This is a genomic window from Roseobacter litoralis Och 149, assembly GCF_000154785.2.
In the GTDB taxonomy this organism is placed as follows: Bacteria; Pseudomonadota; Alphaproteobacteria; order Rhodobacterales; family Rhodobacteraceae; genus Roseobacter; species Roseobacter litoralis.
The window spans coordinates 3,343,194-3,356,353 of record NC_015730.1; the positions used below are offsets into that span (position 1 = coordinate 3,343,194).

Below are 13,160 nucleotides of genomic sequence, written 5' to 3' on the forward strand. Positions count from 1 at the left end.
CCTGCCGCAATTTTCATGCAGCGAGCGCAGCGAGAGAATCGAATGTACAAAGTGGGCTCGCTACCGCCATTGGAGCAAACGCGGCATCCAGGCGCTGGACGCATTTCGCTCGGATGAGGAACGGCCTGAACTGCCATTCGATTGGCAAGCGCCATTCTGCAGTGCGACCCATCAAAGCTGCCGTTGGCTTTTACGTGCATCGGATTAGACTGAAAAGCTACGTTCAATGATGGACTATGTTGAAACCCTCATCCTCAGTGGGCGGCAGAAAATGCGCCGTGAACCGCCTGAACTGTTCCTCGGTCGCCGCGAAGGCATGATTTCCCTCGGCATTGCGGGCGCGAAGGCGTTCCAGACAGACGGTGTCCGGCACATCCAGGTAGTGCAACTGATGCCCCGCGTTACTGGCGCGAGCCACATCCAGCATCCATTTTCGTTGCGCGACAGTGTTGGCAGCAAAGTCCAGAACCACCGTTAGTCCCGCATTCAGCAGAGCCGACACGTGCGGAACCATCGCCGTTCGCAGTTTGGACGCGTATCGCACGTAATCGGCTCCGTCTTTCATCTGGTCGGCGAACAACGCGCTGAGCCAGTCATCTTCAGATATAACGATTGTGCCTGCGCAAGCACCGAGCTTTGCACATAGCGTGGATTTCCCGGATGCGATTTTTCCACAGACCATGTGGAGCATGGGGGACTTTTGGGACATATCTGACCTCCAGTATTCAAACAATCGAAACGGCCGCCCTACTATGAGGGCAACCAACCGCTTCACACCAGTCGCATGTGCGACTGTGTAAGCCAGACAAGCCCAAAAAGCATCATCGCAGCGGCCAACGCGCAGGCCAGCGTGCGCACTGTGTTCCACATGGTCCAACGCGGCAGGTAGGTGCCGGTCCAGTAGTCGCGGGTCGCGTCTGCTGACAGCTCCATGCCTGCAAGCGCCTCGTTCATCGGCACATTAAAGAACACTGTGACGGCGAAGCACCCGAACAGGTAGACCAGTGCGCCAAGCAGGATGAGCCTTCCCGGTCCACCGGCAAGGTTCGTCGCGCTGTAAACGACGACGAATACCGACACGACGGCCATACCGAGAAAAAGCGTCATGAAAACCCAGCGAAAGGCCTCGCGATTGATGACTTGCATGGCTTCAACGCCGCCTGTTCCGCCGGTAGACGCGGGCGACAACGCGGGCATCTCGGTCTCCACCGCCGGGGATATGAGCGGTGACGGCACGCCAGAGGTTGTCATCGGCGCCTTCAGCGCAGACCGCGATGCGCTGCTGTCACCCGGTGAGGCCTATGTGCTCGACGGAGCCACGCTAGGTGCGCTGGAACCAACCAACGGTTTTGCGGCGTTCGACCTTGGTGACCTTTCGGAGGGCGCTGGGGTCCTCTTGCAGGGCGCTCTCAACGCCGAATTCGCAGGGTGGAGCGTGGCCGACGCGGGCGACGTCGATGGAGATGGCCGCGCGGATGTCATTGTGGGCGCGTTTGGTGCCAATATCTTTGCAGGACGCGCTTTTGTCGTCTTCGGCGACGCGATCGAAGATGCACGCGCGACTGAAACCGCCATCGATCTCGGGGCGTTGACACCGGATCAGGGCGTGACGCTCACCGGCTCTGCGATCCTTGATTATGCCGGGCATCAGGTCGCAGCCCTTGGTGATCTGGATGGGGATGGCTTTGATGACATCATCATCGGTGCAGGCCAAGCCGACGGGCGCAGGGGCGAAACCCATGTCGTCTTTGGGTCTGCCATTGTCGCAGAGACCGGCGAAGACGGCGACGGTGAAATTGCGCTTGGCGATCTGTCCGGCGGCGATGGTGTCACCATTACCGGTGCAAAGGCGCAGGACCTGCTGGGTTTTGCGGTGTCCGGTGCGGGCGATGTGGACGGAGATGGCTTGCTGGACGTGATCGCAGGGGGTTGGACCGGGTCGCCGGACGGCTCCGGCGCACAAAACGGGGTCGGTGCCGTGATCTTTGGCTCAGCAATCCTCGCCGCGCGCGGTACCGGCGGCGAAATCGATGCAGGCACAATGACCAACAGAGAGGGCCTTGTCATTTATGGCCCTGAGGCAGGGAATGCGCTTGGTCGGGGTCTCGCGGATGCGGGCGATATTGATGGTGACGGCTTTGGCGATGTGCTCTTTGGCGCGTATCTGTCTGATGCGGATGGCATCCCCTTCGGCGGGGAGGCTTATCTGCTGTCAGGTGCCGCACTGACGGCCGAAACACTGCCGGGCCTTGATGTGTCGGTTGATGTCTCTGATCTGTCTGGCGGGCGCGGGGTGCGCTTTGTCGGTGCGGATGAGCGGGACCTGACCGGGTTCTCGGTCTCAACGGCGGGTGATGTCGATGGCGGCGGTGCGCCTGATGTGCTTGTCGGTGCCTATGGGTTGGGCGAAAGTGGCGGTGCCTATCTCGTCTTCGGCGAGGCCTTGGCAGCGGATTTCACCGCTGCGGGTGATGGCTTTTTCCACTTTGCCGATATGACGCCCGACGAAGGCATCAAAATCCTTGGCCTCGGCGAGGACAACACCGCAGGATGGAGCGTGGCAGATGCCGGAGATATCGATGGCGACGGGCGCGATGATATACTGCTCTCTTCATGGCGCGGCGATCTAAGGGGCAGCGATGCGGGCGAGGCCTACCTCGTTACAGGCGCTGCCGTGGCAGAGGCCGCGCGTTTCGACGGGATCATCGACATCGCGGATTTCCTGCCTGTTGACGCGTTCCTGTTCACTTAAAATACCAGTGTGGCGCCGCTCACGGGCGGCGCCGCTTTGCCACAAAGCTTCCAAACGAGCGACATTCCGAAGGTGTTACGGCCCTAAGTTCATCTTGCGCGTCACACGGATCGCCAAGCATTCCCGGCTGTGCTCATCCAGCATGTTCAAGGTCCGGAATGCCTTCCCGTCATCGGTCCGGTGGTGCATGGAAGTCATACAAGCAAACGTGATTGCAATACTCAGGTCGCAACCGGACACATGCGCCGTCGTTAAGCCAGAGCCGGCTGTCATGGTGCTGTTCCACAACGCGGCAGACCCGCCGTTCCGAGACCATGATGTTATCCCGGAAGTGATCGATACAGGCGTGCCGACGTGACGGGCTTAATAGTTTCCCGGTGCAGCTTTCGACAGGATCATCCTGTCCAGCGTCAAGTTCGACACGGCTCTGCGCAGCCGGTCATTCTCCTTCTGAAGCCGTTTGTGCTCTTTAAGTTGGTCAGTTCCCATACCGCGCACGCCAGCGATAATATGTCTGTTCCATTATCTGCACCTGTCTGATTGCATCAACACGCGGCATCCCTTGGCCACACAGCACCTTAACCTGCCGCAACTTCGTGACAATCTCTTCCGGCTTGTGTCGTTTGATCCCCATAATTGATCCTCCCTTTCTTAATTACAACGGCGGACCAGTTCAGTGGGGAAGGATCATTAAGCACTTGCTTTCAGTAATAAAAACGCGCACCTGCCACGCGCGAGGCAATCTAACCAGCCGCGAATACTTTACGACAGAACCTGATGAGGTCTCTTCAGAACATCCAGCGAAAAAATTCCGCAGTCAATGCACCAGTCCCGATTATATCATCTTTGCGTGACTGCGTAGAAGACTGGTAATTTGGGCAGTGTCCTTACCTGCAGCGTGAATATCTTCGGCGATCAGGTTTGTGATGGTAATAGCATAGCTCAAGATTTTCATTTCTTCGTCGGCGCTTTTCGCCTGTTCTGCCAGCAGAAACAGCATTGCGGAAAAAGCTGCGGAGCGCAGCCGAACAGACCGCGCCGGAGACATCCGGGAGATTGGCAGTCTTTGCGTCGAAGGTCCAAGCCCCTGTGCGACAACAGCGAGATACACACCTGCCGCACGGGTTGCGGCACATGTTTCGCACTTAACGTCGTCCAACGTGTCCTTCAGCGCCAGTGTCACCACTGTTTCGCTTACAAAGAAAGAGTCCTGCTGATCCTGCGCCAGTGCCACCTCCATTGCCCAGGAAACCACGCGACCAAACACGGCCAAATCTGAAAGCGACGGCTCGGCCAACAACCTCGCGGCCTGCTGAATTTCCGTATTTTTCGGGTGCCACATTTGCAAGCTGGACTTGTAAATGTCTTCTGCCTTTAATCCAATTTCGGACAAGGTGCTACGCAATGGCTCCGGCAAGTGAGACACCACAGGCGCAGCCATTGTCATGGGAATATGAGATATCTGTTGCGCACCCCGCATCAGATCACGCAGTGGCAAAGCGAGTTCACCGGGATATGGAAAGCGTAGTGCCATCTGATGTTGATCCTTCTTGCCCCCGATATCGTTACAAAGCGGGGATTACCCGGTTATTGTAACACAATGCCGCTGCGTCCGGAATCGTGAAAATTGCCTGTAATTTAAGCAAAAAACCATTTGGCTCGACGAATGTGACGGCCCACGGGTCTGATAGAAACCGCATATGGAAAAGCCAACCCGAACTGTTTTTCTATTGCGACGGCAAGCTAAATCGCGTTTCCTATTTGTATGGTAGGCCGCGTCCGCAAAACTCTGTCGCATGCGACTAAACAACGTTCGAAAACCGATACCGGAGACGAACTGAGACTGCGTGCTGCGTGGATCTATTACATGGAAGGGGAGACCCAAAGCAAGGTCGCTGCCCTCCTTGGGATCAATCGCATCACAGTGACGCGCCTGCTCTCTGAGGCACGGCGACGTGGGGAAGCGACAATCCAGATCAAAGGTGAACTTGCGTCCTTGGTGTCGCTGCAGCGCGATCTGGAAACCCGGTTTGGGTTGGAGCGGGCGATTGTCGCTCCTTTGTCGGATGCAAAAGCTGATCCAACCCCCGTGATTGCAGCAGCAGCAGGGGTGCATATTTCATCGCTGATGCGCGCGGGGCTGACCATCGGGGTTGGCTGGGGCCGGACCTTGCACGAAAGCCTGCCGCATATCGAAGGGCGCAATCTGAGGGATGTGCGTGTGGTTTCGCTGCTTGGTGGGATCATGGAGGCGCGGCGTTTCAACCCGTCAGAATTTGCCTGGCGTTTTGCCGAGCTTTTTGAGGCAGACGGATACCTTGTTCCTGCACCTGCCTTGGTGGACAGCGCCGAAGCGCGCGATGTCTTGCTGCAGCAAAGCGGTTTGGATCATGTTTTCAAAATGGCACAGTCAGGAGAAATCGCAGTTTTCGGCGCTGGTGGCATTTCGGAAACATCGACAACGTATCAGCAGGGTCATCTCTCCGAAAAAGAGCGTAAATCACTGACCAAAGCTGGTGCGGTCGGTGATGTATTGTACAATTTCATCGATGCAGACGGACGGCGGGTTGAACATCCGATCAATAACCGCGTGATCTCAATTTCGTTGGACAAGCTGGCCCATGTTCCCAAACGCATTCTGGTGTCCGGGGGAAGCAACAAGATCACCGTTATCCGCGCGGCGCTGAATGCGCTGGCCCCGACGACCTTGGTGACAGACGAGATTACAGCGCGGACACTGGTTGACTCAGCGCCCTAGGGTCAACTCTTCGAAGTCAACCAGAACCGCTTGAGCCCCTGCACAAATCAGCATGTTGCGATCAACTATCCGGGTCTTATCGACAAAACCGAAAACTGGCATCGACAAGTTTTTTGCCATCCCAACACCGGTGCTGCTTGCGTCGATCAGGATCGCCGTTTCAGGGGCATGGCCGCGGGCGCGAATTGTCGATCGCAGTCCGTTTCCGACCCTGTTCGCGGGATCAAGATAATGAATTGGCCCGGCAGATTCTAACCCCGAGAGGGCGGGCAGGTTCTGGGCTGCGTCGACGCGGCGGTGCCGACCATGAGACACGATGGCGACATCAAGGTTCGCGGTTTTTAGGCGCCCCAGGAACAGTTCAAAACCGGGTGTGAGCGCCAGGTCGACCGTGTCGCGATCAACCAGACGCTGGTCGAGCTTTTCCAGAAAATCTTTGGGGCACAATTTCCCGGTGCGTTCCGCAATATAGGTCAGCGCCGATGATAATGGTTGGCCGGAAAAACGATCACGGGTTTCTTGAGGCGTCAGCGGCACACCATAGTCGTTGAGCAAGGCAGACAGTTCTTCACTGTCGATCAAGTCCGTTTGTGCTGCGACCCCCTCGAATGCGATCAAAACCAGCTTTGTGGCAGCAGAAAGCTGTATCTGGCCCAAACGCGCGGTATCAGAGATGTTCCGCAGGGCTGCTCCCTTCGGTATGTCAACACGCGTTGGCACATCCGCATCGCTTTGTCGTGCGGCAAGGTCCCAGAGCCGATTACCAAAACCACCCTGTGAATGCGTCATTTTGGGAATGGCCCATGTCCTGCTTCCGTTTGTAAAAAGGTCTAGAAACGCAATTGCGGCAGCTCGGTCCTGCGTAGTTTCCTTTGAAAAGGTCTGCCATATAGCGATTTCATCCATTCGATCCGGCGCGTTTGTATCAAGCCAGAAGTCTTCTCCAAGAATGGCTTGCCGGATCACATGGCAATAGGAGGCATATAGATAGGCCTCAGGATGCATCAAGGCGGGGGTTTTTGCTTCTGCGGGTGCTGATCCAGTCCGCACCGACACAGGTCGTTTGTGCAAAAGTTCGTAAAACATCATACCAGCGGCAAAACTGACATAGGCGCGGCGGACCATCCGCGAGGCCGGTTTCTGGCTGTCAAACGCATGGTGCCAAGATAAAAACGTGTCTATCAGACGCTGGTCACTCAGGTCGTAGTGCTGTCCGGTTTGCGCCGAAACGGCGGCCATCTGCGCACGAAAAGACGTTTCGAACCAACGAAGCTGGCGCACGGATTTGCGGGTCGGCAGAGAGGTTTCTGTCAGTTTATCAATGGCGGCGGAGTTCATGGTAACTTTCCTCTAAGGGAGCGTTGGATCAACATTACACTGTTCGCATTTCGTCGCAAAGCCGTGTCGCACTGTTCGCTCTTATTTGCCGGTTAGCGCCGACATCACTGCGTCGTCGACAGTTCTATGCCCCAACCACGAAAGCCGCGTCAGCGTGGCATGTCCTTGTCCCAGCAAATCGTTTTCATCACCGTCCTTGCCAGTGCCCATTCTGCCGCGTGGCACCAGCAATTCGGTGCGTGCCCCATTTTGGGAAATGACATCGCTTGTTGACGCGATCTTGTCGCGCCCGATACGGGCCTGCCGGAGTTGCGCAGGCAGTGCAGCGGGCAAGTTGATCGACAGCCAGTGACCATAAAGAACCCAGTGCTGCCGTTCTTGCCATAACCGTCCGATCAATCGTGCCAGGTAATCGGTATCATCTGTGCCAAGCTGCGGGTTTTTGACCCGCGACATACCGATTGCGGGGATGCCCCAAAAGGTTGCTTCGCGCGCGATGCCCAGCGTGCCGGAATAGGCGATATCCTCTGCCACGTTAGGACCATCGTTTATGCCCGACAAAACCAGATCGGGCTTCGCTCCGTCTTTGAACACCCATGTCATCGCCGTGACAACGCAATCGGCGGGCGTGCCGGAACAGCTGAACCGTTGAGGGGCGGTTTCTGTCATGAATAGCGGGCGACCAACAGTCAAGGAGGACCCTGCTGCCGTGCGCTTTGCTTCGGGTGCGACGACCCAGACATCATCGGACAACTTGCGCGCTGCCTCTTCTGCAAGCGCAATTCCCGGTGCGTCGATGCCGTCGTCGTTGGCGATCAGAATGCGCATTACCTGTCCCTTCCATTTACGAAGTGGGTTTGCCCGGTCTTTGCGGTTGGATCCAGCGCGTCTATATGGTCCGCAAGATCGGTCAAATCCGCCGTGGCGCAGGAATGGCCAAAAACACGAGCTGCATCGACCGTCCCGCACATTTGATTGTTTTCATGCAGCGTAGGATGGGTGGGCAGACGTATCCAGTCTGCCTGTCCGTTAGCAAATGCGATAGCACCGGGTGACCCGTCGGGCAGATGGCCTGTAAATAGCATCGGGGTTTGGCGCGTCACCGCCAGGGGAATTGCAGTTGCAGCGGGCCCAGCGACACCCATGCCGTCATGCACCAACAAAGGAAGAGTTGGGAATTGATCGCCCCTATTCCACAGATGCGCGCGTTCTACCTTGGCGACCAGTCGCTTTGTAATTTTGGGGTTATGACCAGAAATTGCCCTGATCTGCGCAAGCAGCGGGTCGGCCATATCACCGGAAATGGCAAAAGGGCCCTCTTGGATCGCGATCAATTCCAGCGAACGCCCCGCAAGCGGCGTCGGCAAAACACACCCCCCGGAATGCGTTGCTATCCACGCTCTAATTGCGATGGCACGATCATGGGCTGATACTGGATCGGCTCCGTAGGACGCATCAATCACCAACAGATCGCACTGCGGCAAGGCAGTCATCGGGAAGACCTCGCTATTGGGCACCACATCACCGCAGTAGACCACTTTTGCGGACGTGTCTGACGCCGCGATCCACATGCCGCCTGCAACATGGCCGGAATGGCCGGTGTCAATAGCAAGTGGCCCGACTGAAAACCGTGTCCCGATCTGCACAGTTCTGATGTCCATCGACGCCAGAGGGTGGGCCGCCAGATCATCAGGCCGCGCGTATTGCGCAAGTGCCGCCGGCGTTTCAGCGAGCGTTTCGGCAGTCATATAGATCGGACCGGTGTACCCTTGCGCCGCAAGCCAGCAAAGGGCACCGACATGGTCTTCATGTGCATGAGATATGACGAGAGCGTCCAGATCGCGCGCGGACAGTGCAAGCCGGGGGTGATAGCTGTCATCACCCGCACCCACTTTGATCCCGGCATCCAGCATCACGCTGCAGCCTTGCGTTTGTACGCAAACGCTTGTGCGCCCCTTCTCGCCAAAGCCGCCCTGAAGGTGAACTTGCATCAGTTTGGCTCCTGCGCAGGAATAAGCCATCCGCCCTCAAAAGCGAGCCGTGCAGTTTGCCCCACTTCCAGCGTCACCGGGTCGGGTTGAACAAAATGCACGATCCGGTCTGATGTTGCGTCAGGTCTAAATTCGATCCGCGCCAGACCACCCTGATAGACAACACGGGTGATCGTGCCGTCAAAGCCGGGCGCATCGGTGTTCACGATTTTGACAGCCTCAGACCGGCAGCAGGCCAATGCCCCGGCGCGGGGGCCGTCACCGGGCCGACATCGCAGGGACAGGGGCTGGCCGAACAAGTTTGCCGCACAGGTGCCATCTGTTCCCGCTGCCAAAACGTCCACTGGCAGCACGATACCCTGAGAAATAAAGGATGCCACCATCGGCGTGGCGGGTTCATGATATAGCTTATGCGGCGTATCCAGCTGCACAAGCTGCCCATGATCCATGACCGCAATCCTATCCGCGAGAGCCATCGCCTCGGATTGGTCATGCGTAATATACACTACTGTGGTGCCCGATCGCTTGTGGAAATCGGCAAACTCATCCTCCATCGATGCGCGCAAATGCACGTCGAGATTGGCTAAGGGTTCGTCAAACAGCACCAGTTCGGGCGTCGCGACAAGGCAGCGCGCCAAGGCAACGCGCTGGCGTTGACCACCGGACAGATTGGCAGGTGCCCGCTCGCCATATCCTTCCATATCCACCAGCTTGAGCGCTTCTGCCACGCGTTGTTCACGCTCGGCGTTTGGAACTTTTGCAACCTTCAACGAATAGCCGATATTTTCTGCGACATTCATGTGCGGCCACAACGCATAGTTCTGAAAAACGATGCCGATACGGCGTTTTTCTGGTGACACGTTAAAATTGCTTGATGACACCACCTTCCCGCCAATCCGGACTTCGCCCTGACTAACCTGCTCGAACCCGGCAATGATACGCAACAGAGTGGTCTTGCCGCATCCCGACGGGCCAAGCACCGCGAGGAACTCCCCTTCGCGCACGTCGATGGATACATTCTTTAGCGCCGCAAACGACTGAAATTTCTTGGTGACGTTGTCGATCGTTAGTCCCGCCACGGCAGCACCCCACTTGGAAGTTTCTTGGCAAAAAGGTTCGCCGTCAGCATCAACAGAAACGTGAACGCAACAAGCAAGGCGGAAATCGCGGCGGCGTATTTTGTGTCACCCCCCTGTTCAAAGGAAAAGATTACGACACCAAGTGTTTCAGACCCTGACGACCAAAGAAGTGCTGAAACAGTCAACTCTGAAAATGCGGTCATAAAGATCAACAGCCCACCTGCCATTGCCGCCGGTGCGATCATTGGCAAAATGATCGTACGCATCCGGGTGAGCAACCGCGCGCCGCTGACCTGCGCTGCTTCTTCCAGCGCGCGATCAATCTGGAGATAGCCGTTCACGACAGGACGCACGCCCAGAACAAGGAAACGCGCCAGATAGGCAAACAGAATGATCCAGACCGTATTGTAAAGCTGTACGTTCAGAACCGGGATTGGTTTCAGGAACAACAGGATCGCTGCGATGGAAAGCACTACACCGGGCAGCGCATACGGCATCTCGACCACAATGTTTAACGCCTTGGTCCAGCGTCCCCTGTGCCACGCAATCAAATACCCGATGGGAATGGCAACAAACATGGCGAAGACAGCCGCCGCAATGGACAGCATGAAGCTGTTGGCAAAGGCACGCCGCGCCGCGATGTGTTCCATCACCACAAAGCGGTAATTGTCCAACGTGACGCTGTCGGCGGTCAGGGTGACGCCGTACCCACGCACCAGCGAGGTCAGGACCAATCCGGTAAGGGGCAGCACAAGAATGATCATCATCAGTAGCCACATGACCACTTCAAGAGGCACACGCCAACGCCCAAGCATATAAGGCGCAAGCGATGCCGAGGTTCCGGAAATGCGGTAATCCCTGCGCGAACTGAAGTAATCCTGCATGAATATCCCGATCATGGCGATGACAGCGATCAGCATCGACAGCACCGCAACCTCGGACAGGACCGCAGGGCCGCCACCCGCAAGGCGTTGAAAGATCAACGTCGGCAAGACCAGATAATTGGCCGGAATGCCCAGAAAAGCGGGGATGCCAAAGTTGCCGACACAAGAGACAAACGTCAGCGCCGCAGCCGCCACAATCGCCGGAGTCGCCAGTGGCAGGATAATCGTCGCGACAACGCGGAAAGGCCCAGCCCCACCGCTTTGCGCTGCTTCTACCAATTCGCGAGGAAGCTGGCGCAGCCCGGCACGCACGATCAGGAAAACGAGCGGCGAATACTGGATCGAAAGCAACAGTATAATGCCCTCGGGAGAATAGAGCGGGTTCGGCGTGCCCAGCGGTGGGGCAATGCCGAAGAAATTCAGAATCGGACTGGAGGGACCAAAGACCTGCAGCCACGCAAGGGCGGTTACCTGAGGCGCAATCATCAGCGGTGTGACAAAACACAGAACAAGCGCTTGGCGCTGCCGAATATCGGTCAGTGTCACGATCAGCGCAACTGTGACACCCAGAATGACGGACGCAACGGTGCCACCGATCCCAACCACTATCGTGTTGCGCGTCGCGCGCCAAACTGTCTGGTCCGATAATCCATCTCGGATCGCATCAAGCGAGAAGTCTCCACCTGGAAATACGGTTTCCTGCAACAGCCGCAACATCGGCAGGAAAGAAAGCACAAAAACGACGATGCCAATAAGGAAAATCAGGGCCAGAAACTGGCCCTGATCGGTTTTGCCACGTATCGCCACGGTTGGCGTTACCCGCCGAACATATCGGCAAAGCGTTTTTTGTTATCACCGACTTTCGGAGAGACCGTAGATGCGGAGATATCCATAACCTTGACCTTGGTACCTGCGGGCAACCAGTCGGGCTGGCCGACCGAGGCTTTGGCAGGAAGGTAGCCTTGGCTTAGTGCGAGTTTCTGCCCTTCATCGGACAGGATGAAATCAACGAATTTCTGTGCGTCTTCCACGTTATCCGCAGTGGACATGATTGCAACCGGTTCGGTCACCGCTGGTACGCCTTCGGGTGGAAAAACGAATCCGATGGGTGAGCCGTCCTTGATGGCATTCATCGCGAGGAAATCAACAACGACGCCATAGGCGTTTTCGCCTGATGCGACCGATTTCAACACCGCGCCATTGCCGCGTACAGCCGTCAGGCCGTTTGACTGCATTGTTTCAAAGAACTCCCAGCCCAGTTCCGGATCTTCGACAAAGCCGGAAAGCAGAAACGCAGCCGCACCGGAGTAAAGCGGGCTGGGCATCACGACGAGGTTTTTGTAGGCATCACCTGTCAGATCACTCCAGGTCGCGGGCTTTTCGGTAGCACCGGTGTTATACATGATGCCCGTCGTGATGAGCTTGCTACCAAAGTAATACCCTTCGGGGTCTATCGCGTTCGCGTCAAAACCGTCGGTGACGGCGCCGTCGTATTTCATCAGGCGATCGTCAGCCTTGAGCGTTTCCATGCTCACGGCATCAGCAATCAAAAGCACATCGGGTTGCGGTGCACCGGCTGCGAACTCGGCAGCAAGTTTGCTCATCAAATCGCTTGTGCCAGAGCGAAAAACCTGCACCTCAACACCCGGATTTGCGGCTTCGAATGCGGCAACGGTTTCAGCGGCGTCTGCATCGGGCTGCGACGTGTAAAGCGTCAACTCACCGGCATAAGACGCCTGGCAAACCATCAGTGTAACGATGGCGGTGGATGCAGATTTAATCAAAGTTCGCGTCATTTGTATCTCTCCCATGGTGTTAGTACCCCCCCGGCATTTGCCTTGGGATTCTTCGAATATTTCTCTAGTTTGGTTGTAATTGCTCACCATCCAGATGATTTTTTTCTTTAAGCTACAATTGTAACACTTATATTACAATTGTGCATACCGATTGATTCGGGTCAAACAATTAAATGCAAACGGCCAGACCAACTGGCCAAATCAGCCGCCCCATCAGATGATAGAAAAAGATTTGCAGTCTCACCAAAGACTCTTTCGTACAAGAAAGAAGAGAATGTCCGAAGTGTGATGAACGCTTTCTCGTTATCCGTCTAACGGGGGCAAATTGATGTTGTTTGCGAACTGTGAATGTGCCCCCGAATTACTATTTCGAATGGCAGCCGTTGCGTTGCTCCGGACCTCAAAAGCCTGAGGACGGTGATATCAAACTGCGGTGGTGAAACGCCCGCAGACGGGAGCGATCAGGCAGTTTTAAATGGTGAAATGGATTAATGTGAATGGCTGCAACCTTGTCGGCCACCGATGGACATTTCCTATTTCGAAACCTGTGGTGGTATTCTTG

Annotated in this window: 11 protein-coding genes and 1 pseudogene; 2 read left to right on the plus strand and 10 right to left on the minus strand. The window is 56.3% G+C overall.

Features of this window, described 5'->3' with window-relative positions; genetic code table 11:
• Window positions 1-223 precede the first annotated feature (223 nt).
• Together RLO149_RS15815 and RLO149_RS15820 are read right to left on the minus strand one after the other, a co-directional pair.
• Entirely contained in the window at window positions 224-709 is a 486-nt protein-coding gene (locus RLO149_RS15815; protein WP_013963110.1) for a P-loop nucleotide/nucleoside kinase family protein, read from the minus strand.
• Between the two features lie 62 nt (window positions 710-771).
• Window positions 772-1,146, minus strand: a complete 375-nt coding sequence (locus RLO149_RS15820; RefSeq protein ID WP_245538070.1) for an anthrone oxygenase family protein — start codon at window positions 1,144-1,146, stop codon at window positions 772-774.
• Here RLO149_RS15820 and RLO149_RS15825 point away from each other — a divergent pair.
• The gene (locus RLO149_RS15825; RefSeq protein WP_245538071.1) at window positions 1,145-2,752 is read left to right on the plus strand and encodes an integrin alpha; all 1,608 of its coding nucleotides are present in this window, start codon (window positions 1,145-1,147) and stop codon (window positions 2,750-2,752) included. The genes RLO149_RS15820 and RLO149_RS15825 overlap by 2 nt on opposite strands.
• 90 nt (window positions 2,753-2,842) lie before the next feature.
• On the opposite strand, the pseudogene RLO149_RS23215 reads toward RLO149_RS15825, so the two are convergent.
• Together RLO149_RS23215 and RLO149_RS15840 are read right to left on the minus strand one after the other, a co-directional pair.
• Window positions 2,843-3,386, minus strand: a pseudogene (locus RLO149_RS23215) (transposase); the annotation flags it as partial.
• Between the two features lie 201 nt (window positions 3,387-3,587).
• Complete coding sequence (locus RLO149_RS15840; protein ID WP_148264377.1) at window positions 3,588-4,232, minus strand: hypothetical protein; 645 nt, start codon at window positions 4,230-4,232, stop codon at window positions 3,588-3,590.
• Between the two features lie 387 nt (window positions 4,233-4,619).
• Between RLO149_RS15840 and RLO149_RS15845 the strand changes: the two genes are divergently transcribed.
• On the plus strand, window positions 4,620-5,510 hold the full coding sequence (locus RLO149_RS15845) for a sugar-binding transcriptional regulator (protein ID WP_013963114.1): 891 nt from the start codon (window positions 4,620-4,622) through the stop codon (window positions 5,508-5,510).
• On the opposite strand, the gene RLO149_RS15850 is transcribed toward RLO149_RS15845, so the two are convergent.
• The 6 genes from RLO149_RS15850 to RLO149_RS15875 all read right to left on the minus strand — a co-directional run bounded on the left by RLO149_RS15850 (window position 5,499) and on the right by RLO149_RS15875 (window position 12,598).
• Entirely contained in the window at window positions 5,499-6,848 is a 1,350-nt protein-coding gene (locus RLO149_RS15850) for an HAD family hydrolase (RefSeq protein ID WP_013963115.1), read from the minus strand. The genes RLO149_RS15845 and RLO149_RS15850 overlap by 12 nt on opposite strands.
• A gap of 81 nt (window positions 6,849-6,929) precedes the next feature.
• Entirely contained in the window at window positions 6,930-7,676 is a 747-nt protein-coding gene (locus tag RLO149_RS15855) for a 5'/3'-nucleotidase SurE (RefSeq protein WP_013963116.1), read from the minus strand.
• The gene (locus tag RLO149_RS15860; protein WP_013963117.1) at window positions 7,676-8,839 is read right to left on the minus strand and encodes an MBL fold metallo-hydrolase; all 1,164 of its coding nucleotides are present in this window, start codon (window positions 8,837-8,839) and stop codon (window positions 7,676-7,678) included. The genes RLO149_RS15855 and RLO149_RS15860 overlap by 1 nt, the downstream gene beginning before the upstream one ends.
• Window positions 8,839-9,918 (minus strand): ABC transporter ATP-binding protein, encoded by a 1,080-nt coding sequence (locus tag RLO149_RS15865; RefSeq protein ID WP_013963118.1) that lies wholly within the window; start codon window positions 9,916-9,918, stop codon window positions 8,839-8,841. The genes RLO149_RS15860 and RLO149_RS15865 overlap by 1 nt, the downstream gene beginning before the upstream one ends.
• On the minus strand, window positions 9,906-11,609 hold the full coding sequence (locus tag RLO149_RS15870) for an ABC transporter permease (protein ID WP_013963119.1): 1,704 nt from the start codon (window positions 11,607-11,609) through the stop codon (window positions 9,906-9,908). Before RLO149_RS15870 ends, RLO149_RS15865 begins: the two co-directional genes overlap by 13 nt.
• A gap of 8 nt (window positions 11,610-11,617) precedes the next feature.
• Window positions 11,618-12,598, minus strand: coding sequence for an ABC transporter substrate-binding protein (locus tag RLO149_RS15875; RefSeq protein WP_013963120.1), 981 nt, complete (start codon window positions 12,596-12,598; stop codon window positions 11,618-11,620).
• Window positions 12,599-13,160 lie beyond the last annotated feature (562 nt).

What these genes read in the sequence shown, in the direction of transcription:
- RLO149_RS15815 (WP_013963110.1), bottom strand. Translation starts at nt 709, where the DNA reads ATGTCCCAAAAGTCCCCCATGCTCCACATGGTCTGTGGAAAAATCGCA.
- RLO149_RS15825 (WP_245538071.1), top strand. Translation starts at nt 1,145, where the DNA reads ATGGCTTCAACGCCGCCTGTTCCGCCGGTAGACGCGGGCGACAACGCG.
- RLO149_RS15820 (WP_245538070.1), bottom strand. Translation starts at nt 1,146, where the DNA reads ATGCAAGTCATCAATCGCGAGGCCTTTCGCTGGGTTTTCATGACGCTT.
- RLO149_RS15840 (WP_148264377.1), bottom strand. Translation starts at nt 4,232, where the DNA reads ATGCGGGGTGCGCAACAGATATCTCATATTCCCATGACAATGGCTGCG.
- RLO149_RS15845 (WP_013963114.1), top strand. Translation starts at nt 4,620, where the DNA reads ATGGAAGGGGAGACCCAAAGCAAGGTCGCTGCCCTCCTTGGGATCAAT.
- RLO149_RS15850 (WP_013963115.1), bottom strand. Translation starts at nt 6,848, where the DNA reads ATGAACTCCGCCGCCATTGATAAACTGACAGAAACCTCTCTGCCGACC.
- RLO149_RS15855 (WP_013963116.1), bottom strand. Translation starts at nt 7,676, where the DNA reads ATGCGCATTCTGATCGCCAACGACGACGGCATCGACGCACCGGGAATT.
- RLO149_RS15860 (WP_013963117.1), bottom strand. Translation starts at nt 8,839, where the DNA reads ATGCAAGTTCACCTTCAGGGCGGCTTTGGCGAGAAGGGGCGCACAAGC.
- RLO149_RS15875 (WP_013963120.1), bottom strand. Translation starts at nt 12,598, where the DNA reads ATGACGCGAACTTTGATTAAATCTGCATCCACCGCCATCGTTACACTG.